This is a genomic window from Paludibacter jiangxiensis (genome assembly GCF_001618385.1).
GTDB lineage: Bacteria > Bacteroidota > Bacteroidia > Bacteroidales > Paludibacteraceae > Microbacter > Microbacter jiangxiensis.
Window position 1 is genome coordinate 208,407 of the sequence record NZ_BDCR01000002.1, and the last position, 26,013, is coordinate 234,419.

Below are 26,013 nucleotides of genomic sequence, written 5' to 3' on the forward strand. Positions count from 1 at the left end.
GAAATCAATTAAATAAAAGTGTGTTATGCAACAATTTAAACTCTTCTTTTTCTTTTTAGCGGCAGTAAGTAGCCTGGCGCTGACTTCGTGTACCAAAGACGAAACTACGGTGGCCTCCAATGGTAGCGTCTACGTGTTGAATCAGGGAACAATGAACTACAACAACAGTACGGTAACCTCTTACAATATTGACAAGGCAACCTCTACTATCGACTGGTACAAAGCTCAAAACGGAGTCGGGCTGGGTGATACAGGTAATGATATGGCAGTGTATGGGGGTAAAATCTACATTGTGGTAAATGTTTCGAGTGTGTTGACGGTTACCGACCTGAATGGAAAGTTCCTGAAAACGATCAGTTTTCAAAACGGCAGCTCTGCCCGTCAGCCCCGTTGTATTGCTTTCAATAAAAACAAAGCGTATGTATGCTCTTTCGATGGTTCGGTTGCCCGTATCGACACCACAAGTTTGAGCATTGAAGCCTATGCCACTGCCGGAGAAAATCCGGATGGTATTTGTGTTGCAAATAATAACCTGTATGTCTCTAACTCCGGCGGCATGAACTATATGACAGGTAACTATGGAACTACAGTGTCTGTTATTAATATCAGTTCATTTACCGAGACCCAGAAAATTACTGTAAATATGAATCCATTTACCATTCATACAGGCGACGATGGCAATGTTTATGTTCTTTCGCACGGTAACTATGGTTCTATCGGATCAGAGATACAAATGATTAATCCGCAAACCAATACGGTCGCTAAGACCTATGACAATTCTTCTGCCGCTGATTTTGCGCTTTCAGGCTCGAAACTCTTCTTCTGCAACTACGATTATGCGGCAAATGCTTCGGTTGTAAAAGTAATGAATGTTTCAACCGGTGCGATTAGCAATTTTATTACAGATGGAACCACAGTGCCGTCAGCAAGCAGTATTGCAGTCAATCCGTCCAATGGCGATGTATATGTGACTTCATCTGCCGCCGACTACGTTTCTAACGGAACGGTTTATTGCTTCGGTTCGACAGGTAAACTGAAATTCTCTTTCGCCAGCGGTGTCAATCCCTGGAAAGTAGTATTTGTGAGATAAAACTTATTGCCGGAATGCACAGAAAACCGGCTAAAAATATTTTTGTTTAGTGTTGATGGGTTGTCTGTTGTGAAACAAACGCTTATCGCCCGGACTTGCTCCGGTGTAAATAGAAAAGGATGCCCAACCGGCATCCTTTTTTTATGGGACAAGCGACATCCCTATCGCTTGATGTTTAGATTTTACAGAATATTCCAGTACCGTCATGATGGAAAGAAATCCTCATTTGTTGTGTTGTTTTATGCACTGAGCCTTACTTAGATTCTTGTTTATATGACTCTTCATACCCAACTAAATAATAGAAAATGGGTCCAACCAAACTTGCAGCGGTCTTGTGTTGTTGTTTCCAAACCTCATATTTTTCTAAATTCAGTTTTAGGTTGCTTGGTAGCAATAAAATGCCATTGTATTGATCGTAAATGAATTCATCTAAAAATCCATTGTCTCGGATTAGTGACAATTCATTAAAATACTTTTGAAACCTAGTATTCTGTTTTTTTGCATTTTCCCATCTATCTAGCATATCTGTAAGAGCTCTTTTTTGCTCTTCAAAATAAAGGCTTGGAAATCCTGAACATTTTTCTAGCGAATCTACTTCTTCATTTGCCCACTTACTTTTTGCAAGTGCAGCTGCCATAATTGGTGCAAAGCCTATTGTGTCTTCTATTACTGCCGGAGCTACGTGGATTGTTGTTCCTGGTTTTAAAGGTTGGTGTTTTACAATTTCTGTTGGAGAAAACCGTTCAATCAATTTGTTTGAGATTGCCCTAAGCGTGCTCGTGTCTGACTTATTGGAAGAAATGCGATATTTCATAAAATATTTACCACATTCAAAAAGCATTAGCACTGTGTTAGAATTTGCTTGTTGAGCAGATGCTGATATTGCCATAAGCTTATAGTTGTCTTTTGAAATCTTGCTTACTTTTGCGGAAAAGTCTATTCCTTGCTTTGTGGTATTGACGATGGATTGTAAACATGTAAAATACTCATCTCTCAGTCGATACTCCATAGCAGGTGGTGCAGGATAGACATAAATCGAAATAGTAGTCTCTTTTTGTTTGTCTTGGTAATTTACTCCGATATTGGTTTTTCCCTTATTGAAAGCATAGATGTCTTGTCGTAAATATGTTTCGAACTGTTCTGGAAATGCTGTCATGGTTTGACAATGGATGTAATCTCCTTTTGCTCTTATCTTTTTAGGTTTCGTTACTTCTTGTGCGAGCAGTATGTTTCCACAGTATATACAGAGAATTGCAATAAGAATATTTGTCTTCATAATCATGCTTTCAGGTTAGTGCTACGTGTAAAGCTTCACACATAGGTCTTATTATGTTAAAAACCGGATCGATTCTGTCTTGTCTGATCTTTTAATTCTTATATCTCAGCCATTTCCACATCTCTTTCCACGAGGGTTTTTTGCCGTACATCAGGATGCCGGTGCGGTAGATCTTTCCGGCCAGCCAGGTGGTGCCGATAAAAGTAATCACCAACAGGCCTACAGATAGCAGTTTTTCCCATAAAGGAACGTCGAACGGAAGGCGCACCATCATCACAATGGGCGAGGTGAAGGGTATCAGCGAGCACCAGAATGCCAGTGGTCCGTCGGGGTTTTCGATGCTGTAGATGGCAGCATAAAAGGCAAACAGGATGGGAATGGTGATGGGCATCATAAATTGTTGCGTGTCGGTTTCGTTGTCAACCGCCGAGCCGACGGCAGCAAATAGTGAGGCGTAGAGCAAATATCCTCCCAGAAAATAGAAGATGAAGTACGAAACGATTTCTACCAGATTGATTCCCTGCAAGCCCTGAAAAACTGTCATCATTGCCTGCTGAGCTCCACTGGTGGAGGCGCCTTGTAGCTGTGCACCTGCCTGCAGGTTGCTAATGCTGGTGCCGAAGAGCGCAAAACCGGCAATGTTTGAAATAATCAGCGTGAGTACTATCCAGAGCAGAAATTGCGTGAGCCCCACCAAAGCGATACCGATGATTTTGCCCATCATCAGCTCAAAAGGTTTGACGGAAGAGATAATCACCTCCACGATGCGGTTGGTCTTTTCTTCCACTACGCCCCGCATCACCTGCACTCCGTACATGAAAATAAACATGTAGATAAGGAATGTGGAGAGGCCTCCGATAATGGTGGCAACAATCGACGAAGTTACTTTGGAGTTTCCCTTCTCGTCCAGTTTGATGGTGGTTACGTCGATCTTGGTACGTGCTTTTTCTACCATTTGCTTGATATTTGCCACATGGTAAGCATCCAGTTTCTTATTTTCCACGTATTCGCTCAGTTGCCGCGAAACTGTCGATTCGAGTTCTATCCCCACCTGTTTTTCAGAATAGAGAGTGGCTGCCGTGGAATCTCTGACTAAGTCTCCTTTAATCAGCAGGACGGCGTAGAAATCCTTCTTTAGTTGTGAGTTCCCAATGTTTTGTACACGTTCCTGCACCGGCACAAACACGTATTGCTTGTCCGATTTCAGCACCTTGCCATACTCGTTGGTAAAATCGACAACGGCAATTTTTTTGCTCTCGTTGTCCTTGATACCCGATAGCCAGAGCGGAACCATGATAAGCGCCGCAAAGAGGAGCGGCGACAGGAAAGTCATAATGATGAATGACTTCTTGGCAACACGGGTAGTGTATTCCCGGCGGATGATAATTCCTATTTTATTCATAAGGCTAAATATCAATGGTTAATTGTTAATTCTTAATGGTTAATAAGAAACCATTACTGTAGGTTTGATTTGGTTGTTTTGAGAATGCTTGTTATCAGTTTGATAAGTTCAATCGCATCGTTATTGATGCTATTGAATTGTTCGGAGCTAATATAATCGGTCGCATGTAACAGTTCTAACCAATAAATGGTCTCATTAATTTCTTTTTGAGCTATTGCCATTTTGTGTTTAAAGTCATTTTTCGTTTCAGCATGTTCGGCTTCGCGAATCATGGCACCAACACTCGTTCCGCTACGTAATAACTGTTTGGATAACACAGATTCCTTCTTATTTTCAATAAGATACCGCCTGAGATTTACAATTCTTATAGCAAAAACAAAGCTCTTGTCTTTTACGATATTCTCTTTCATATCTTCATTAACCATTAACAGTTTTGATAAAGATTTCGTTCATGCTGGGTAGTAATTCTTCGAAGGCCACAATAGAATGTCTTTCCATAATCGATTTCAGGCATTCGTTGGCTGATAATCCGGTAGATTGAATGCGCAATTCGGTATTACGGTTCTTCTGTTCGTTGGCCAGAATCTCGAAAGGTAAGCGGGCAATGTCAGCATGTTCGGTTCCTGTAATGGTAACCTTGTAGATGTGCGACCGGAATTGCTCCCTGATTTCATGAACGTTGCCCTGAAGTACCACCTGCGATTTATTGATGAGGGAAATGTCGTCGCAAAGCGCTTCTACCGATTCCATGTTGTGAGTGGAGAAGATAATGGTGGCACCTTTGTCACGGAGAGCCAGCATTTCGCGTTTCAGTAGATCTGCATTCACCGGGTCGAAACCGCTGAAAGGTTCGTCGAAAATCAATAGTTCCGGTTCGTGCAATACGGTGGTGATGAACTGCACCTTCTGCTGCATTCCTTTCGAGAGCTCCTCCACTTTTTTGTTCCACCATGCCTGTATCTCGAATTTCTCGAACCACATTTTTAGTCGGGCCATGGCATCGTGTTTCGAAAGTCCTTTTAGTTGAGCCAGATAAAGCGCTTGTTCGCCCACTTTCATCTTTTTGTAGAGACCTCTTTCCTCCGGCAGGTAACCGATACGATTGATGTCGCCGACGTGAAGGCGTTTTCCGTCAAGGAGAATCTCTCCGCTGTCGGGTGCCGTGATGCAGTTGATAATACGAATCAGGGTGGTTTTGCCCGCACCGTTTGGCCCGAGCAGTCCGTAAACAGAGTGTTGTTCAATGTTCATGCTCACTGCATCGAGCGCTTTGTACCCTGAGTACTCTTTGGTTACATGATGAATTTCCAGAAATGACATATTTGCAGGGAAAAGAGGTAAATAAATATCTTAACTTAAAAAATATACGAAAACATTGAACAAAGATAGGCGAATTACTTTTAGTAGCAAAGATGCTTACCTATGCCGGTAAAAATTTGTAATTTTGGATTCAAATTTATCTTATGCAACTGACAGCGCTTTCGATACTCAATTATAAAAACCTGACACAAGCCGATTTGTCATTTTCGTCCAAAATTAATTGTTTTATTGGGAACAATGGGATGGGAAAGACTAATCTGCTGGATGCCATCTACTATCTTTCGTTTTGCAAGAGCTTTACCAATCCGGTCGACATGCAGAATGTGAAGCATGATGCTGATTTTTTTGTCTTGCAGGGACATTATCAACGGGGTAACAGCGATGAGGCGGTCTATTGCGGACTGAAGCGGCGGCAAAAAAAACAATTCAAGCTTAATAAAAAAGAGTACGAAAGGCTTTCGGATCACATCGGTTTTTTGCCTCTGGTAATTATTTCACCTGCCGACGGTGCACTGATCAGTGAGGGGAGCGACGAGCGCAGACGGTTTATCGACAGTGTAATTTCGCAGTACAACAAGCGTTACCTGAATGAATTGATTCGTTACAATAAGGCTTTGATGCAACGCAATACCCTATTAAAAGGTGACATGCACGACGAGATGGTGTATGATATTTGGGAAGAACAGCTGGCCGAAGCCGGGGTCTATATTTTTGAAACACGGAAAGCTTTTGTTGATGAGTTTATCCCGATTTTTCAATCACGTTTCAATTTTATAACGGATGAAAACGAGCGTGTCAGTATCCGTTACCAGTCGCAGCTTGCGGAAAGAAACTTCAAAGAGTCGTTGCAACGTTCGCGCGAGCGTGACCGAATTCTTGGTTATACCACGGTAGGAACTCACAAGGATGACCTTGAAATGCTTTTAGGTGATTATCCCATCAAGAGGGTAGGGTCTCAGGGTCAAAACAAGTCGTTTCTGGTTTCGCTCAAATTTGCCCAGTTCGATTTCCTTAAACGGGCTTCCGATCTTACTCCCATATTGCTCCTCGACGATATATTTGATAAGCTCGATGCTAACCGGGTTTCGCGTATTCTTTCTCTTGTCTCCGGCGATTCTTTCGGTCAGATATTTATCACCGACACCAATCGCGAGCATATCGACCATCTGTTATCCGAAACAGGTTGTGAAGTGAAGTTTTTCTTCGTCGATAACGGGGAAGTTACTACTCTTTAGAAACAGGAGTAACAAACCGGTCCTTTCTTCAGTTTGTATACAATCATGATTTCGTGGGTACCCAAAGAGTGGTGTTTTATACTATTCGTGTTGTATTCGTAGCTGTAAAACACAGACAAAGCCTTGCTGATATTCACTCCTGCAATGGCACCTATTTGCCCGGGAGTCCGATAGAAAGCTCCCACCTGAAATTTATCCGGTTCATCTTTCATCGTTTTAAAATATGCCGTTGCATTGAATTCCGTCTGAATCATTCGGCTGTATTGGATACCGCAAGCTCCCACTCCAAAATCAACAGGGTTTTCTGTAAAGGTTCTAAAAGCCCCGTATAAGAAATTGGTGTTCACCAGTGCATTGTTTTTGTTGAACAGAGAAGCGAAATTTTGACTGGCAACTCCAATCCTTAATGACCGGCTGGCAAGTTCAGCCCCAATATCTGTATTGAAAGATGTCTCGGGTTGAAGATTGTTGAATGCTTCATTGTCGGAATTATTATCCAGAATAATTTTTGAAGCATCGTAGGAGAGTCTTTGGTAAACACCCGCTACGCCCAGTTGTAGCCGCCATGTCTCGTTTAGAGTCACCGCATAAGTGTATGACAGAGATAAATTGGTGGTGGAGGTGTACCCGATTTGATCCTGAAAGATTTTTGCGCCAAACTGAGAGTTCATCTCTTCGGAATAAAGATTGGCAGTGGCAATGAAAGTGGTGGGAGCTCCGTCAAATGTGACCCATTGTTTGCGGCCGGCCATGCTAAATACGGCCGGATATTGCGTGTTGATGTAAGCCGGGGTGATATAATATGGATTTTCCCAATAATGGTTCAGTCGGATGTTAGACTGTGCCATGCAGGATAATGATATAAAAATGAGTACAATGAGTTGTATGATTTTTTTCATGACATGATGCTTTGCCGGAGTGTAAAGGGCTTTTGTTGAGGCTTTGTTTTATTGCTTTTTTAATGCAGGCTATTTCTTCGCGACAACAACATAACCCTCTTTTGTTTTTGTTTCAGTTGCATATTCATAATAGACTATATAAAAATAAGTGTCTCGTGCAACCGGTCTTCCATTAAACTTTCCATCCCAACCGTCATATCCTTCGTGGAGCAGTAACCCGTTTCGGTTGTATATTTTAACGTGGAGTCCTTTCAGAAAGATGTCATTAACGCCATCGCCATTAGGAGAAATGGTATTAGCAATGACCGATGTATACAAGTGAGACACAATCACACTGTCGCATCCGTCAATAGTTTTGAAAGTGTCAGTATAGTCTCCGTTATCGGCATATATATGTCCGTTAATTTTATAAGAATCTCCTTTGAACATGCGCAGCGTCTGTTCTTTGTAATAAACAGGTAACTCTTTTAATACCAATGTGGCAGCGCTATCGCACCCTACAGAATTTGTGAGATGTACAAGATAAGTCCCGGCTGCATTGTAGGCAAATCCGGCAAACATATACGTATCGCCCCGGCAATATGAAGCATTAGTCGTTGAGCTGGATGGCTCCCGAAGAGATAATTCCAGAACGGCAGCACTGTCGCAACCTACTGCATTTGTGAGATGTGCAATAAATGTGCCGGCTGCTGTATAATTGACTCCGTTAAATTTATAGGTATCTCCCCGGCATATTGAGGCTTTTGTTGTAGAGGTGGTTGGTTCTTTGATTGTCAGAATAAGTGTTGCCGCGCTGTCGCATCCGACGCTATTGGTCAGATGAGCTGTGTAATTGCCGGCAAGTTTATAAGTTTTCCCGTTGAAAGTGTACGACTCTCCCTTGCATATTGCAACCTTGGTGGTGGATGAGGTCGGTTCTTTGATTGACAGGATAAGTGTTGCAGTGCTATCGCATCCGGAAACATTGGTGATGTGGGCTATATAAGTCCCTGCTGAACGATATTTTATGCCATTAAAGTTACAACTATCACCTCTGCATATAGATGTACGGGTCGTTGAAAAGTTGGGTTGGCCTACTTTAATTTTTATTTCCGTAGTTCCACTGGTAGTTACCGGAGAGCATTCTGTTGAGGCAGTTATTTTGCAGGAAAGAATATCATTGTTTGCTAATGAATTTGTAGAGAAAGTATTACTGTTTGTGCCTACAATAGTTTCATTGATTTTCCATTCGTAAACCGGGCTTATTGTTTTTACAAGAGAGACTGCGGTATAGGTTACGCTATCTCCCGGGCAAACAGATAATTTTGATGCATTGATGTTTAATCCGAGATTTGTAGCCACTAATGCTTTTTCAAGGTCTTCTGAATTAAGTATATAAGCGTATGCAAATGTTGTGGATTCGTTGGGTTTTAAGGTTCCAATCCTGAAAGCAACAGATATTGCCTTGTCTTCATAAGCATTTGTGCCTTTTTGAGATAATTCATAATTCGAGCATGTCCAGATTTCTTTAGCGCTTCTATTGCTAAAGCCTCCTCTTGTGACCTTTGCTCTGGCATCCATGGATCCCAACCCGAGGTATTCGCCGCTACCATTTTTTGTGGTGGCTGATGCCAATACCTTTCCACATTCGTTAGGTGTTTGATAGATTATGCTATTGTAAGTATAATAGGAATAACTACTCCCCGGAGTGTTTACGCCCTGATCCGGGTCTACATTCCGCATGTAATATATACTATCAATGGGAGATAATGTAGTGTTGGTGAGAGTGACTTTTGTGACAAAATAAATTGCACCAGAGGGAATGTATGTTTTGGCTCTAATCGCTAATCCGTTTATTGATCCTTGCCAGGTGGCAGATTGTTCCTGAAGTGTGGATTGAACAGCAATTATGCTTCCACTTATGTCATTTCTTGAGCATATCTGGTTGTTATTGTAATTGTAAGCTCCAATGGAAAGGCCAAATCCTTCTTCGGGTGTTCCCGGAAGAAAATAATCACCGATATAGTTTATCCAGTTGTCTTTTGCCGGATTGGCAACGAAACCTAACTGTCCGGATCTGCTGTTCATGCCACTTCCTCTTGGATGAAAGCCTTTAGGGGCGTCTATGGTTGAGGCAAAGTTGCCACAAGGCCCCACAGCAACTTCTACGTAATCACTTTGAAGGAAGGCATTTCCGTTGAGTAATTGAGTTTTGAATGAGTCGGCTGCAGAAATGTTATGAATGCAATATAGATTGAACATTAATACAACAACGATTCTGACTGGATTCATACGCACATGATTTGATTAGAAGGTCGTATAACTTGGCCAACTTGTAATTTGCCTGAGCTAATTTGATTTTGGTAGTTTTTGCTGGTGTTTGAAAAGTATTTATATCCCGGTTATTATAAGCTTGAGAGACAAAGAGTGTTAAATTTCAAACAACATAAAAATTTTAAAAAATGCAGGTCAAAGTTAAATATATAATTTAGGTCAACAAGTTTGATCGTTTGAAAAACAATTAAAATTAAATTAATATATGTTTTTGATTTTGAATGGACTATTTGGTAATAAATAAAGAAACTGCTTCGAAAGAAAAAGAGACAGTCTCTTTATGTGTTCAAACTAAAATCCAATTCTTTCTTGTCCGTAAAAATTTGAATGGGACTCCGAGATTGGCTGTTAACATCGCATGGAATGTTGATTTCAGTGAGTTGCTGGTATTACTGCCATGATCAATAGCAAGTGTGACACTCTTCGTCTTTGTTGATGTGCAGGATAAGCATTAGTTCGTGTGTTCCGGAAGAACTGCGGCTGATGCCACCCACATTATAGTTGTAGCTGTACGAGAGAAATAGTGATTTGTTGACGTTATATCCAATGGTTGCTCCCATTTCATTGGGGGTACGGTAAAACAGTCCGGCCTGAAATAAGTCTTCCTGATCGATTGTTTTGAAATAGGCAGTTCCGTTTAATTCCATTTGATAAAGATTGTGGTTTCTGATTCCGCAAATACCACCTCCAAGATCTATCCGACTGTCTTCTGTGAAGTTTCTGTAAGTGGCGTAAATGAAATTAGAACTGGCAATGTCCTGATTATTATTTCGGAACATTGAGAAGATATTCTGTGTGGAGATTCCGATTCTTAACGATTTACTGGCAAGTTCAGCCCCCAGATCGGCATTGTAGTGGTGTGAATTGGCCAATTTCTCATAAAGCATTGGATCGGTTTGGTACTCAACCCTGATTTTGTCCATATCGTACCAAAGACTCTGAAATGAAGCTGCAATGCCAAGATGTAACCTCCAGTCTTCGTTGATGTTGACTGCATAGGTGTATGATACAGAGACGGATGAACTGTTCGTGTATCCGATTATGTCCTGGTAAGCTTTTATGCCGAATTGTGTATTGAGTTTGTCAAGCACGATAGTGCCGGTTGCCATATAGGTAGTGGGTGCTCCCGGAAAACCTAACCACTGTTTTCTCGTTGATAAGCTTAATGTACTGAGATATTTGTTTGATAAATACGCCGGATTGATGGAGTATAAGTTGTTCCAAAAATCTGTCAGTCGAATGTTTGACTGAGCCTGTAACCGTGAGGTTGTACTTATCAAAGTCAGGCTGATCACCAGATATGCGATGATTGTTTTTTTATCTAACCACTGTGACATAGCCTTCTTTTGTTTTTGTGCCGTTTGCTGACATGTAATAGACAATATAAAAATAGGTATCCGGAGATACTAGTTTTCCCTTGTAAGTTCCGTCCCAGCCATTGTTGCCTTCGTAAACCAATACTCCATTTCTGTTGTACACTTTTATGTGCCAGCCTTTCAGGAATATATCGTTGTAGCCGTCGTTATTCGGAGTAAAGGTATTCAGATCGGTATCGTTGATAATCCATACCCGTTTGCTTGTCGTCGATTTACAACCATACATGTCAGTTGTATTCAGCAGAATGTCATAATATCCATCTTTGGCAATGTTGTACGTGTGCGTTTGCTTCCAACCACCTGCACTGGAGCTGTCACCAAAATTCCACAGATAATACAGTGCCGGGTGGTCGTCACTCCACAGGTTGATTGTCGGGTCTTTAAGTGTTACGTTATTTTTATCGCTTAGTATCGGATATTCATGAGATGGATAATACGTTGCAGTGAATGCAAGAGTGTTGTAGCATCCGGCTGTCGTCATGCCTTTTACGCTGTAGTCGCCATCTCGTCTGATGACGAGTGAGTCCGATACAGAACCGTCATTCCATTTGAAAATGTCAGCACCGCTGGCTTGAATTGTTATGGAATCGCCCTTGCAGAGCTTTGGTTCCGGTGCTATTGTAAGTGTCGGAATTGCCTCTACCATGATTGCTTTGGAGTAGATATTGGTACATGACTTTCCCGTCACGGTTAATTGTACGTTATATATTCCTGCAGACGAGAATTGATGTTGTACTGATTGGGTAGTTGCAGTAGATCCGTCTCCGAACTTCCATAAGTAACTATAATTTTCGGTGGCTTCATTGACGATTAAAGCGTCAAACTGATAAGATTTCTTGTTGCAATCGATTAGTTTGTAAGAAATACCAAGTTCAGGAATAACTGACGAGGTAGAGACATTTGCGCTGCAACCCCGGCTATCTTTTACGGTGACCGATATCAACCCCGATTGATCGGTGGTGACTGAAGTTCCTGTAGCGTCTGGCGATCCGCTCGACCAGGTAATTTGATATGGAGGAATACCTCCTGATGTTTTGGCGGTGAAAACCTGATAAAGATGATGTTCAGTACAATTGTAGTCGTAAGCAGCATTAATTGAAATATTAATCGGATCAGGTCGCATTACGGTAAATTGTTTGGTTAAGTTGCAATTGTTTGCGTCTGAAACGATCACATTATAATTTCCGGCCTGAATGTTTGTAATGTCTTGCGTCGAAGCATTATTCGACCAGATAAAGTTGTAGGGCGTGGTTCCTCCGGAGACGGTTAATGCTATGGACCCGCTGTTGACAGTCGAACAATCGAGGGCGTCAGTCACATGGCCGACAACCAATAAGGGTTGTGGTTCCGTGATGATAAAGGTTTTGTCGATGATACAGGGTGAACCGTCACTGATTTTTACCGAGTAGGTACCGGGTTTCAGATTGTTTCGCTCGTTTCCGGCTGTCGAACCGTCACTCCATACAACGGAGATAGGCTTGCCTTTGATATTCAACTTGATGCTTCCGTCGTTCGCTCCATAGCAGGATACGTTTTTGACAACCGGCACTATCGTGAAAACGGGAGGCGGAGCAATGGTGACAGTAGCGCTTTTTTGACAGTTATTAGCATCAGTGACTGTAATAATATAGTCGCCGGGAGATAAATTATCCTGTGCAGTACCTGTCGCAAGATTACTCCATGCTGTTTTGTAGGGTGCTGTTCCGCCCGAAATGGTCAGTTTGATAGATGCATTATCGGCGCCATAACAAGTAACTGGTGTTGTGGCTGCTTCTATAACAATATCCGGATTTTGGGTGAGATCCCTCTCCAATATGGCAATGCAGCCATTTTGATCTGTAACGTTCAGCGTATAATGACCGGCTTTAAGATCTGTGATGTTTTGGTTGGTGCTTGTATAGCCGTCAGGTCCCGACCATAAATAATTGTACCCTAATACTCCCGGAGATGTTTTTATTGGAGTTCCACCGGTGGCAGTTACCGAAACGGCTCCGGTAGCAGAACCATAACATAAAATATTTGTTTGACTTACAAGAGTGACTGTTAACTCTGTCGGTTCTTCAATTTTATATGACATTGTTTTGGGACCACAATGGTTTGCGTCACTGACAGTCACTTCGTATTTTCCAGGAGACAAATTGGATATATCTTCGGAGGTGGCATAAGAAATTCCGTCTTTTATCCAGACGAAAGAGTAGGGCAGAGTTCCTCCTTTCAAAGAGATGGAAACAGATCCATTGTGAGCACCATGGCAGGTAATGTCTTTTTTACTATCGGTAGAAATCACAATGTCGTCCGGCTCTGTGATCGTATAAGTGTTTGCAAACTGGCATGGGCTGTTATCGCTTACAACAAGAGAATATGTTCCCGGTTTCAGGTTTGAAATGTTGGTTGTGGTCGCGGTAAATCCATCAGGGCCAGTCCATGCAATGTTTTGGGGAGAACCTGATGAGAAAGGAACACCTCCCGAAATAGTGCAGTTTATTGCACCGTTATTACTGCCATAACAGGTGCAGTGGCTGATGTCGGCAACCACCTTGATGGATGGATTGACGGTTACGACGATAGAGAACGGATTTCCGGTACATGAGCCGGATGTCGGTGTGACGGTATATGTTGCCGTGGCCGGTGTAGTCCCTGTGTTTGTCAGCAGTTGGCTGATTATTGTCTGAGGAGCGGCTTGCGCTGAAGTGCCTGTAATTGCTCCCGAAGGAGAAATAACCGGATTTGTCCACATATAGGTAGTGCCTGTAGGAACTATGTCGGGAGACTTGTCTTCCGGAGAAACTGTGAAGCTAGTGCCACTGCAAATCAGTGCTGCTTTTGTTGCAATGACAGCTTTGGGGTTTACCGTAATTTGAGCTGGTTTCGATACGAGATTTGAACATCCGTCTATAGTGAATGTTATTGTGCAATAATAGTAAACGGTTCCGGGGGCATTCGTGGCGGGCTTGTATTTGCTATCGGTAGCTCCCGGAATTGCCGTGCCGGAGGTGTTGTCATTGTTTATAGTACTATACCACTGGTAATCAGGAGTACCTGCCCCGTCCTGATAAGCAACGGTGAGGTCGGCTGCCGTTTCGCCAATGCAATAAGTGGCTTGTTTAGGCTCATCTGTAAATGAAGCTTTCTTCTTTACGGTTACAACTGCGGTGTTGCTGGTAGCGTCACATCCCACTCCGTCTTGTGTGATTTTGCAGTAATAATACGTGATGCCGGTGGCTGCGGAAGGAGGCATATATGTCGCATCGGTAGCGCCAGTGATGCTGCTTCCCGAAGAGGTGTTGTCTGTTGTGTTGCTGTACCATTGGTAATAAAACGCGCCGATGCCATCTTTGGCTTCAACCTGTAATGCTGTCGGATTCCCGTTTTGACACACCGTTTGCGGGGTCAAAGGCTGTGTGGTGATTGTGGGGTCGTCAACAATAATCATTTTTGCAAGATCGCTTGTCATAGATCCGCAATTGTTGCCCGACAGTTTTATTGCTACATAGTAATATTTTGTGCCGGCAGAAGTAAATGGCGACGGAGTATAAGAAGCACCTGTTGCTCCCGGAATTGCAGTGCCGCCACTGTTTGATTCAGTGGAATTTTCATACCATTGGTAAGATGCGGTACCGGCACCTCCTGTATATGTTGCCGTAAGAGGCTGGCTTGATCCTCCCACGCAAATTTTTTGCTCTGGAATCGGTTGCTTGTCAATTGTAGGTATAGCATTCACTACCACTGTGGCTGTTGTCGATTTTAATGTAGAGCATCCACCCGAGGGTAAATCTATTTGGCAGTAATAATACTTGGTACCAACTTCATTGGTAGGTGGTATGTAACTGTCGGTTGTCGCATAGTCAATTGAGGCCGAGCTTGTCCCGTCTGCGTTTGTGGAGTACCATTTATAAGTTGGAGTGCCCACTCCGTTTTGATACTTAACGGAAAGAGGTGTCGCAATCCCGTTCATACATACTTCGCTCGATTGTGGTTGTTCAATAATCTCCGCAGCTTCATTCACGATGACGGTTGCTATATCGCTGGTGACATAGCAGCCGGCGCCATCCGGCTGAGTAACCAGGCAATAATAGTATAACGTACCGACGGCTGAGGTAGCCGGATTGTAAGTGCTTGATGTTGCTCCGTCAATCGGAGTACCTGATCCAATGACATTGGTTGTGCATTTATACCATTGATAAGCAAATACATTAATGCCTCCATTGGCAACCACAGTGAGTGGGTCTGGTGTTGCTTTCTTGCAGAGTGTTTGGCTAGCTTTAGGTTGAGTGGTGATAGTGGGCTTGTCTACCACTTTAACATTTGCGGTGTTACTTGTTACCGGGGCACATCCGCTACCTTCCGATTGTACAATTACGTAATAGGAATAGGTGTCCGGTATGGTAGATGGTGGAGGTGTGTAAGTCGAACCGGTAGCCAATGTTCCCGGGGTAGATTCCGGGGTGGAATGCCATTGATACGAATAAAAACCGTCGCCGCCGGTGACACTAACCGATAGAGGGGTAGTGATGATTCCATCAACACATAGTGGTTTAGAGTCTTTGGGTTGCAATACGATGGATACTTTGTCGTAAATCGTCACGGCAGCTGGGATTGTAGCTAATTCAGAGCATCCTCCCTCAAAACTAATCTTACAATAGTAGAATTTTGTCCCCGCAGGTGTTCCCGGAGGATTAAAAGTTGATGACTTCTCTTCTGTAAGTTCTGTGCCTCCACTGTTACTACTGCTCGTGTTGCTGTACCATTGATAAGCAGGAGTGCCGGTAAAGTTGCTTGCCGTTACGCTAAGTGCCGCCGGGGTATCTCCGATACATGCCTTGCCTGATTTCGGCTGATCGCTGATTGAAGGTCCGGGGTTCACCGTGATTGTATAAGTTACAGGAGTGCCATCGCAACCACCCAAAGAAGGCGTAATGGTGTAGCTTAGCGTTTGTGGGTTCGTACTTACGTTAGTGATTGTCTGAATTGGGATAGCGCTTGCCGTACCGTTGGTAATGTAATTCTTTAGATTGTTATTGATGGTAGCGCTCCATTTGAAGGTCGTTCCTGGAATATCAGGTATTAAAGTAACAGCGGTTGTCGGTTGACCGGAACAGGTAGTCTGCGACAAATCTGTATTGTTGATCTTTGGAACCGGTTTTACGGTAACCGTTTGTGTGGATGTTGCCGATGTTCCACATTCATTAGTTACCGACAAAGAGACAGTCCCTGAGTTGTTATAGGCAATAGCCCCTGGATTTGACTGGGTTGACGTGGCAGGTGTTCCGCCCGGGAAAGTCCAGTTGTAAGTTGGTTGATCCGTGTCGGGAGTCCCTTTTTCTAATGTATAAATGGATGGAGTTACTGACCCCGGACCACAGATACTTGCAATAGGACTGATAGAAACACTGGGCACCCCTTTTACAATAATCTCTTTGGTATCGGAAGTTATGCTGCCGCATGCACTTGTTACGGTAAGCGATAAACGATAAGTTCCCGGTGTAGTAAATGTAAATGTTGGAGTCGCAACAGTCAGACTATTGTAAGTGTACTGGGCAGGATAGGTTCCTCCGAATCCCGGAGTATATGAAATTTTCCATAAGTAAGTAGGTGTGCTGCATGTATTACTGGTAATCGTATTAGTCACTTTGCTGGTTAACGGAGAGCAGCCGGTTGTTTTATCTACATCAAATGTGGGTTTTGTTGGGGTTGGTTCAACACAGATGGTTTGTGTCTTTTGATCGATGCCACAGTTACTACCTTCTTTTAATGTAATTGTATATGTTCCTGCAATGGTAAAAACGGGGCATATGGAAAAGCTTCCTGATGTCCATGTGTTTGTGTTGTCAGAGCCTCTGTCATTACCTAGGGAACCACTATTTAAAACGACTCCGTCAGAAGGTGTAATACTCCAGATGACTTTTGGCCCGCTACATCCATTAGAGCTTGCTTGTGAACCATCCGTAGAGTTGTTTGAGAGACAAATAGGTGTGTTAATGCAAGTTTGTGTCGACGGGAGCGTGTAGTTGGCTTTTGGCGGAGTAGAAATATATATGGGTACGACACTTACAGCAGATGTTCCACAGGGATTGGTAGCTACAATTTTAGCATAAAATGAATCAGAATATGTCGTAGAACCGTCAGAGCTTGATGTTCCACAGGACGATTTCAAGAAAGTGTGTGTTACCTGAGATGGTGCTGGATGATTGAATACCTCAGGAGAAGAACCGTCATTAAATGTAACAGTATAGGTGGTACCTGGTGGGTTATTTTCTGTTCCGGTAATAGGGAAAGTTAAAGGACTCGTTATACAAATGTCTGTATTCCCAGGGTTTCCTAGTGAAACCGCCGGATTAGAGCCTACAAAGACAATATATTTCTGAATTGCGATACAACCATTTGATCCGGTGATTTTATAGGTTAAATTCCATAAACCAGCTGGATAAGTGTGTTTTACGGTGCTCCAGGCTGCGTTTTGAGATAAGGGAGCAGAACCATCCCCCCATATTATCTCATAAGTGGAGTTAATTGCTGGCGTTGTGGAAAGGTTAGTAAATGTAATTTCTGTAGTTGAATTACTACACGTTTTGAAAGTCTGAATGCCATTAAATGTTGTTGATGTTTTATCTGATGTAAGACTGGCATCTGGTATTTTATTTACAGATATTGTTTTAGTAGATATTTGACTGCAGGTTGTTCCATTGTCCGTTACCGTTAATTTAACATCGAAATTTTGAGTGTAACTTCCGAATGCCATAAAGGTATGAGAGGGATTTGATTCCGAAGAAGTTGAGCCATCACCAAAATTCCAAGAGTACTTATAAGAGCCGGTTCCTGGTGCCGAGGGAGTGAACAGAACCCCATTTCCGGTACATTGATTATCCGTAAAAGCGAAATCCACAGTTGGGTTTGCATATACGTTTACAGTAACAGCTTGCGAACTTATATCCACAGGATTATTGTCTTTGTCGGTAACTTTCTTGAGGGTATAAGTGGATATGCCTGGAGTAGATGTTGGTACATTCAGGGTTACTGTTTCTGTGCCGGATGTTGTAATCGTTAAGTCAGCCCCAGTGTTGATGGTGTATGTGAAAGTGTAGGGTGCCCCACCTCCTGTCCCTGAGAACGTAATTACAGGCGATACCCCGTTTTGACAGACCGAATTTGAGTTAGCAGATATGCTCGCCGATAATGCTGTTGTTTGCGCAGAGCTTTTGCTGGTCTGTGTTTGCTTTTGTTTGAAAGATTTCCCGGATGATGATACCCTGTTTATTGCTTGCGTGAGTGTGCTGTAGAGGAAGATACAGAGTACAAGATAAATGAGTCTGGCCGGGGATTTCATCTGAAATAATACGTTTTAATTGTAATGCTAAATTCATAAAATGAAGAATTTTTGCTCGCAAAAAAACTTCTTTTTTGTGGGATCTACACTATCAAGCAGAAATAGTCTTTCAGCTTTTATATAGTCGGTTAGCGTAGCTTTTATGAAAGAAAAAGCAAAGTTACAATTTTATTTTTGTTTTATTTGGTTATGAAAATATTAAGATATGGAAGAGGTATTGAAGTATACTCCGGTCAGATGAAATAAAAAATCCGCAATCAAATCTGAGTGCGGATTTTTATATGGGTTGAACACCAATCGTTATCTTGTCAGCAAGAACTTGAAAGTAACACCGAAGTTGGTGGTTGACATCGGATAGGACGTTGATATAAGAGGGTTGCTCATGTTGCGGTCGTAGTAAAGCTTGATATTGATCATGGAACTGAATACGTAATCGCCTGACACTTTGATGGTCGTTGTTGTGCCGCCATCCGTAGGCTGAACGTTGTCGCTTTCAATGTTGCGCATCAGGCTCTTGGTGTCACGTACTGAAAAATCGCATCGCAGGGTCAGATCGTTCTTTACTTTCGATTGCTTATTCTTCATTTTCAAAATCAGGTTGAAGTCCTTAATCATATAGCCGAAGCCAACAACCCATTCTTTACTCAGTATTTCCATGATCTGTGCACTGGTAATATTGAGGCTGAGATTGCGCTGTGTGTTATACATCAGGCGTGTAGATAAGCTGTTCTTTAGAGCTGCATCTACACCAATCAAAGGCATGAAGGCTTCTGTAAGGGTTACCGACCCGATATTGTATTGCGAAGAAGGAATCGGATTGCCGGTGGTGACATCTTTAATGAAACCCATGCTGCCGTTGCTTGCCCAGTTGGAATATGAAGTGTATGCTGCAATTGTGTAATCACAGTTGTATGCGTGATTTAATGTTAACGATTTCAGGTATTTGGCTACGATTGGAATCGTTGATAGTCCGTCGAATGAAATGCGCCAGTTCGGGAGCGACTGTAAAAGCGAAGGGAACAGTCCCAACTTATTGCCCGAAACAGAATGGCCTCCGTATGCCGCAAGAAATGCAGGAATCAAAACATCTGCCGAATTCGGATTGACACTCCCGTTTTTCGAATCGTAAGTGGCTCCGGCTAATACATTTCCTTCCATAAAGCCGGAATTAGGATAACGTTGTCCGGCATATTTCTGCTCAATCAAACGGGCAACTTCAGCTCTGTTGGATTTGAATTTCCGATAGATTTCGGAGCTGAAACCATTAGTCGCGTTGCCGCTGCTCTTGAAGAATGTTCCAATGGCGATGTAGCTCATGTGGAAACTGCCGGTATAAGTAGTTGGCATTCCTTTATACATGAATTCCATCGACGTTTGTCCGGCCTGGAACCATTTCTGGGCAAGGTCGATTTTGAGTCCCGGAAGCGGTTCAAGATTTAAGCGCGCTTCAAAGTCTTTGGTGGTTGCAAACGTGGCCGGGTTGATTACGGTGTCATTCGAGATTAGCCATCCTCTATCCAGAGCTTTAGAGACAAAACTTTTGTCAAAGAAGCCGAGGCTGAAGTCAACGCCGGGCGCTGTGCTTCCCATTAGTGTAGACTGGCCGAACCATTTGCTTGTACCCGCAAAACCAGGCAATGTCAGGTTCTGGCTGTACCGGTAAGAGATGCTCCCTCTGCGTATCATCATTAAAGTACGCACAGCATAATCAACCAATTGACGGGAAACTCCGGCATCATTTGGATTTTGCGTACTGATATTGACGCTGGCGTTTACACGTTTAGTCAGTGGAGCTATTTCAATTGTGTTTGCGTCTACCAGTTTGTATTTCAGGTTGACGGGTTTCCCCAGACTGTCCATCGCCGTTATAGTGAACTTGGTCGAATTTAACCGGTGCGTCAGCTTTAAAGGCTTGTCTTTTTCGATGGTTATGTTTTGCCTGAAAGATCGGGGCCGAAATTGTTGCGCCCTGTTATTGGAGCTGAACTTCTTGTTGATATCGCTCAGAAACTTAATCTTGTTGTAAAGCATCTCAAAATTAAACTGAGCGTCAGACTGTGTTTGTGCTGTACTGCTGATCGTGTTTCCGACATTCAGCTTGGATGCCGTTGTTACACCGGTTTGCCAGTCATAGTTTGCCGTGTACTGAATTCGCGCAGTTGTGAAGTCCAGATAGGGCAATTTGTTGATTGGGAGCGTGTAGTTTGCCGTGAACATCTGTTGGTATAACAACGGACGTCCAAGGTTCGCAAGGCTATGTTTGATCGAGTCTTTCCAAACTTTGTATTCGTCGGGGAAGAGGTTCTTGTCAACCGGAACATATGGCTCGTCGATGCGCGAATTTGTGCTGGATGAGAATGTAAATGACAAACCTCTTGTCAGGTCGAGTTTTACGTCAAACCTCCTGTCCCAAAGGAAATCACGGCTAAACGTCAACAAATCTCTCTTGTCTTGTACTCCTCCGGCATTGATTACGTCATAGTCCCGTGTCTGAGTTTGAGAATAGGTACGGGTAATGCTGGTGTTGTACGCAATCTGGCTCGGAATGAGATTGATATTAAATTCGCTGATTAGCTTTAATAGAGGCGACCTCAGGGCTTTCACATTTTTGAATGGTTCCCACGGTTTTGGCATCGTGTTGTATATATAGCTGAATGCCCCTCGGTAATCGTTCGAATAACTGTAAATCACATCAGGACTTTTATCGCTGGAATGATTGTAAGCGTATGAAAATGAGAAGTTGGCCGGGTCGTACAACTGAGGCGTTTTACTTCTTATGTCAACTCTGGCATTCGTGATGTTAAAGCTCGTTGTGGTATGCCGGGTTTGGGCAAATGATAAGATAGAGTCACGCTGAGCCTTCGAAATCGCTGATTTCAAAGCGTCAGACAACAAAATGTCGCCATCCAGCGGATTGTATTTCGGTCGTATAATTTCGTTTGACGTAGAGAAGAATACCGGAATATTCACCTTCGCTTTTTCCGGGAAGAACTTGCCCAGTTGAACGGTGGTGGATATATTGTATTGATACTCATTGTCCAGACTTCGGCCAAGAATATTTTGTTCTATACTTCCAAATCCGGCTGTGACGAACTTCCCTGACGCGTTGATCATTCCCAGATCAGAGAGGGCAACTGATGCGTTTGCCGTTCCGGCCCAGCCTCCACCTTCTTCAAAATCGTTGAGGCTAAATTCATCAAACCAGACTTCTCCGTTCTTTACGGCACGACTGTTATTCCTGATACCAATCATCACAGACTGAACATCTGCAAGGCTCGGATTTCCAAGAACCGTTACTTTGTTCTTCGGATTGGAGGGATCGTAATACGAATAAGGGGTTGTTAATGTTATACCAGCATTGGTCCCCCTTTCGGCATTTCTTTGTTTTTTCAGGTTGGTCAATACCTTCAGCGCAATGTCAAACTCATTGTCGGAAGGCCAAACCGTAGCGCGATCTTTATCGCTGCTTTGCTGATAATGCCCTGCATCCGTAAGTTTCAGCGGAATTTCATATTCGTAATAGTTGTTCGTGAAGTCAGATCCCAACCTGATAAACGCTGTCAGTTCGTAATCTTTCAGGTTAGAGTTGTCGTCCGACACCTTTTGAGCGTGGGCAAACATATGAATGCGCTTGTACTGACGCATATCAAAATTGGTGTTTTTGTAGATGGCGCGTGCATCATTTGTTGCCAGATTGTTAACTTTCAGGGTGACTGATTGCTCATTTTCCTGACGAATCTGTGGCTGGCTTGGGTCAACTTGTCGGGTCACACCCGGAGGTAATACGTAGTTTACAGGCACGCGATTAGCATCTTCTTCTATGTTTACGGCTCCCACGTCAAGATCTCCTGAGACAGCAGGAGTACTGCCCGAAGTGTATAGTTTTTGAGTATAGGTTCTCCAGTCGCCTTTTACCAGATTCAATGTTCCAAAGCGCAGGAAGGTCGAATCTTCGAAATTCTTCAGGAACATCCTCATGAAGCGGATGGACTTGAAGTCGCTGATGGAGCCTATTTTTTTCTGATAGTCACGGATAGGAATTTTGAAATGGAACCAGCTTACTTTGGTCTGTTTTCCATTTTTCAGCGTTACAGTTGGCGTTATTTTATCCACAAGATAATTGCTGCCTACCTGTAAGTCTCCACGACGGAGAGATACTTTATACTGATAGTAATTTTCATACTGATTCAACGTATTGTCCTGGTTCAAATCCTCTACGTCGGGTAATGAAGTAGCCGCCGAAGAGTAGTTGGTGGTTGTGCCGTCATCTGTTGAGTTTCCTTCCGTGCCGTTATAATGCTTGTATCGGTTTAATACCGTGGTTTGACTGGCATTGTATGCCGGATTTCGATAACTTCGATAGTTATCTCCTGCGGGGTCGTTTATCGGGGAGAATGGATCGTTTTGCCACTGGCGTAACGTTGCAGCCGAAACAACGGTTTTCAACTGGTCAACGTAATTTTTGTATGTAGGGAACGAAAACTCACTCGTTGTCGTCAAACCATCAAGTCCCACATCCTGATACTGACGGGCGCTAGAACTGTTGTCAAATGCCAGAACCGTCGATTGCAAAGTAGGAACGCGCCCCCAAACGGTTCTTGTAGTATTGGTGGTGTCTCCAAGAGCAGAAAGACCGTTCTCAAAGAATTTTTTGCCGTCTTTAAGTATGTCTTCCGAAAGATCTCCAAGGTTGAAATAAAGGTCACCGCCCGTACTTTTACTCAGCGTGTCGTTTACGAATGGATCCATCATCCAGAAGTCTATATATTCGATGTTGGATGATTCAAAATCAGTCGTTTCCAACTTTCGCATTATCCCGCCCCACCGGCTTTTGGGGTCTTTCAGTTTACCGTTGGCGTCAATACCTTTGCTGTAACTGGTTGGCATTACGTCAACGTTGTAAGGCCCGCGTTCGGTAGGGTAGTACGATATGTTCAGTACCGGCAAATAAGACGTTGTTCCATACAATGATTCTCTGTTGGGGAAAATTTCCTGTTCAAGAACCTGTCGGGTTAAGTTGTTGGATTGTAAATCTTTGTTGTTTCTGATATAGTCAGGTGTCAATGAGGAATTTCCTGAAAATACGGTTTGGTCAACCACAAACCAACTCATCATCGCTCTGTTTTTGCCGTAGTTTACATTGTTGTTTAGAGTCGCTTCCGGAAATAACGCAGAAGAAGACAAATCAAGAGGTGTGCTGGCAAGGAACCAGTTATAGGGATAAGCCAGTTCTATGTCTGTTTTGGTGCCTTCAAAGTCGTCTATAAACACCTCTCCTTTTTTGGAAACTGAATTGGGATGTCCGGCAATAAGTTGTGCAAATTCAGCATTTACACTCAGGTATGACGGTTTTGTCAGGTTGAGCAATGGGATTTTATTCAGCAGGTTTGTCAGCCATAAAGACTCTGTTCTGTACGAAGTGTTCAGACCCCAAATTGTATTTGAAATAGGGTCGCTTCCGTAAGCCACTTTCTGAGTAAGTGGCAACTCGGACAGGTGCATAATAGTTCCTCCGATGGAGAAATCTTTGCTGAAAGCGTATTCCAGATGCGTTCCGATAAGGGTTTTGCGTTGCAGGTCAAACATCGATTGATTTTCCAGCTTCACATTGACATTGGTACCGGATGCAAGGATGCTCTGGTTGATAATGTCTACCGTTCCCATCATATAGTCAACAGTGTAATCCTGATTTTCAACCAGTGTTTTGCCTCCGGCGGTCACCACTACCGATCCTCTCGGGATGTTCATGGCATTCAGCTGTATTTGAGAACCGGAAGTGCCCTTGTATTCTCCTACCAGCCTGAATTTGTTCTTGGAACTGTATTGTTGAGCCGTTGTAAGGGTAGAGTCGTATAGCTCCTGATAAACATATTTTTTGGCAATCACAGGGTTCCCTATTTTGGTTGCAAGATAACTGCCGAAGGGCTCTACTACAGGGAAAATAATTCTCCCGCCATCCGAAACTGCAGTGTATCCTTCCACATAATCGAAGTTGCCATCCGGATGCGCTTCGTTCTTCGAATCGAGGTTGTCTAAGTTTAATACTCGTGTCAGTTGTTGACCCTTTATGATGCCTTCGTTGATGTAAGAAACATTGATGCCGGTGGAATCGCTCTCATACATCACGTTCAGTTTGAACTTCTCTTTTTGCATTTGAGATGCGCCTACGTTGTAAACGTTTTTCATCATCAACTTCCAGAGAGGAACAGCCGGTGACAGGTTGGTGTTTTTAATCAATTTCACCATGAGCGCTTTAGGTGCTTCAATCGGGTCGGAAGAGAATTCACCAACCTGATATGTTTTGCCTCCTGCCGTATATTCATAAGCAACAGCCAGAACTTCATCTGCATTAAGGGCATTGCGCAAAGAGACGTATCCAAGGCTCTTGTTAATGGTATATTCTGATGCGTCCAGCTTGCGGGCACTTTCAATTTTTTCGTAATCGCGGCTTCCCACAATTCCCATTGATCCGTAAGTAGCATCTAAAATAGTGTTGGAGTTTTGGATGTCGCGGATCCCGGAAAGTGCGGTTACTTCTCCGTACAGAGTGTTCGTTGAGTTTGACGGATATTTAGTGCCGGAGGTTGTCCAGTGCGGGTTCGAAAGGTTTGTCGTTTCTCCCAGATCGGAGAAAGCAACAATGTTTCTGGCCTGAGTAAAGTCGCTTCGCTTGTTTGTTACCCAAACTTCTATCCTGTTGATGGTTATCCCTGATGTGACATATGGCAGATTGTTCATCCATTTGTCGAAGTTGTTGCGAAAGTACTGGGACAGGAAGAAATGCCTGTTGGCATCGTATTTGTCGGCAGCAATATTGAATTTTGTTGTTTGTACGCCACCCTTCGAACTTACCGTTTTGGTTTGCGACTGTTGCTGAGAAGCTACGGCGACCACATTTAATTTGCCGAATTGTAATTCCGTTTTAATCCCGAACAGGGCAGAACTTCCGGTAATAAGGGAACTGTTGAGAGGAAGGCTTACATTTCCGGCTTCAATTTTTTTTACAATTTCGTCTTCTTTGCCCGTGTACCCTAACTTGATCATTTTCTGATCGAAATCGAAAGATGATTCTGTATTGTAATTGAGGTTAAGATTGACTTTATCACCGACTTTCCCGTTTACATTCAGCTGTATTTTTTCATTGAAATCGAAAGAGGGAGACGGCCTGCGCATTCTGTACGGATAAATCGGATTGTCAATCGTGTGGGCGCGAACACCGAATCCAAGTTCTGCCGATCCCTGCATTTTTACCTGAACGCCGCCGGGGCCAAACAGTTTGTCGGCCGGACCAAGACTGAATTTCATGTCGGTAAGCGCAAACTTGGAGTCCTCGGTTTTTTGTACTGAATCATTGCGTTGTCTCCAGTACGATTGCATGGATGTTCGTAAGGTATAGTCCTGATATTCCTGAGGCGTCATGGAGATAGGAGTGGCAATGTCCATTGAGCCGACTTTGGTGTATACCAGGTATAAACCTGTTACCGGATCATATACAACAGTTGATTTGACGTTGTCCGGGTCTTTCAGGTCCATCGGACGCCGATTGTCCATGTCTGCTACGCCGATTGCAGATGTCGGTTTCACAGGAAATAATAAAGAAGAATCTTTCCCGTTTTCGTTGTTATGATCACGGGAAACAGAAGACTCTGTTTTTTGTCCTGATTGTTGCAATCCGGCCACCGGAAGCGCAGAAATGGCAATAAAACAAAGTGTAAATATGAAGAGTAATATTTTTTTGATCACAGTCAGGATTCTGTTAAGTGAATCTTAAGATGATA

11 protein-coding genes are annotated in these 26,013 nt (G+C 43.1%); 2 read left to right on the forward strand and 9 right to left on the reverse strand.

The genetic code is table 11. From position 1 onward, the window contains the following. The first annotated feature begins 25 nt into the window (after positions 1 to 25). Positions 26 to 1,090, forward strand: coding sequence for a YncE family protein (locus PJIAN_RS06035; RefSeq protein ID WP_068703071.1), 1,065 nt, complete (start codon positions 26 to 28; stop codon positions 1,088 to 1,090). 253 nt (positions 1,091 to 1,343) lie between these two features. Here PJIAN_RS06035 and PJIAN_RS06040 read toward each other — a convergent pair whose 3' ends face one another. From PJIAN_RS06040 to PJIAN_RS06055, 4 genes are all read right to left on the reverse strand, one after another. Next, on the reverse strand, positions 1,344 to 2,366 hold the full coding sequence (locus PJIAN_RS06040; protein WP_153802497.1) for a hypothetical protein: 1,023 nt from the start codon (positions 2,364 to 2,366) through the stop codon (positions 1,344 to 1,346). 91 nt (positions 2,367 to 2,457) lie between these two features. Further along, positions 2,458 to 3,768 (reverse strand): ABC transporter permease, encoded by a 1,311-nt coding sequence (locus PJIAN_RS06045; protein ID WP_068703074.1) that lies wholly within the window; start codon positions 3,766 to 3,768, stop codon positions 2,458 to 2,460. Between the two features lie 53 nt (positions 3,769 to 3,821). After that, positions 3,822 to 4,178 carry a four helix bundle protein gene (locus PJIAN_RS06050; protein WP_068703233.1) on the reverse strand — a complete coding sequence of 119 codons (357 nt, stop codon included), beginning with the start codon at positions 4,176 to 4,178 and terminating at the stop codon, positions 3,822 to 3,824. Between the two features lie 7 nt (positions 4,179 to 4,185). After that, positions 4,186 to 5,088, reverse strand: a complete 903-nt coding sequence (locus PJIAN_RS06055) for an ABC transporter ATP-binding protein (RefSeq protein ID WP_068703076.1) — start codon at positions 5,086 to 5,088, stop codon at positions 4,186 to 4,188. Positions 5,089 to 5,231: 143 nt separating this feature from the next. On the opposite strand from PJIAN_RS06055, the gene recF reads away from it, so the two are divergent. Further along, positions 5,232 to 6,323 carry a DNA replication/repair protein RecF gene (recF, locus tag PJIAN_RS06060; RefSeq protein ID WP_068703078.1) on the forward strand — a complete coding sequence of 364 codons (1,092 nt, stop codon included), beginning with the start codon at positions 5,232 to 5,234 and terminating at the stop codon, positions 6,321 to 6,323. On the opposite strand, the gene PJIAN_RS06065 is transcribed toward recF, so the two are convergent. The 5 genes from PJIAN_RS06065 to sov form a co-directional block, all read right to left on the reverse strand. Further along, the gene (locus tag PJIAN_RS06065; RefSeq protein ID WP_084252295.1) at positions 6,320 to 7,222 is read right to left on the reverse strand and encodes a PorP/SprF family type IX secretion system membrane protein; all 903 of its coding nucleotides are present in this window, start codon (positions 7,220 to 7,222) and stop codon (positions 6,320 to 6,322) included. The two genes, recF and PJIAN_RS06065, sit on opposite strands and share 4 nt — an antisense overlap. A 69-nt stretch (positions 7,223 to 7,291) precedes the next feature. Then, entirely contained in the window at positions 7,292 to 9,493 is a 2,202-nt protein-coding gene (locus tag PJIAN_RS15015; RefSeq protein ID WP_084252296.1) for a T9SS type B sorting domain-containing protein, read from the reverse strand. A gap of 443 nt (positions 9,494 to 9,936) precedes the next feature. Further along, positions 9,937 to 10,872: a PorP/SprF family type IX secretion system membrane protein gene (locus PJIAN_RS06080; protein WP_068703086.1), complete on the reverse strand. Its 936-nt coding sequence runs from the start codon at positions 10,870 to 10,872 to the stop codon at positions 9,937 to 9,939. After that, positions 10,853 to 18,235 carry a PKD domain-containing protein gene (locus tag PJIAN_RS06085; RefSeq protein ID WP_068703088.1) on the reverse strand — a complete coding sequence of 2,461 codons (7,383 nt, stop codon included), beginning with the start codon at positions 18,233 to 18,235 and terminating at the stop codon, positions 10,853 to 10,855. Before PJIAN_RS06085 ends, PJIAN_RS06080 begins: the two co-directional genes overlap by 20 nt. 300 nt (positions 18,236 to 18,535) lie before the next feature. Then, the gene (gene sov / locus PJIAN_RS06090) at positions 18,536 to 25,978 is read right to left on the reverse strand and encodes a T9SS outer membrane translocon Sov/SprA (RefSeq protein WP_236714381.1); all 7,443 of its coding nucleotides are present in this window, start codon (positions 25,976 to 25,978) and stop codon (positions 18,536 to 18,538) included. Positions 25,979 to 26,013: the final 35 nt, after the last annotated feature.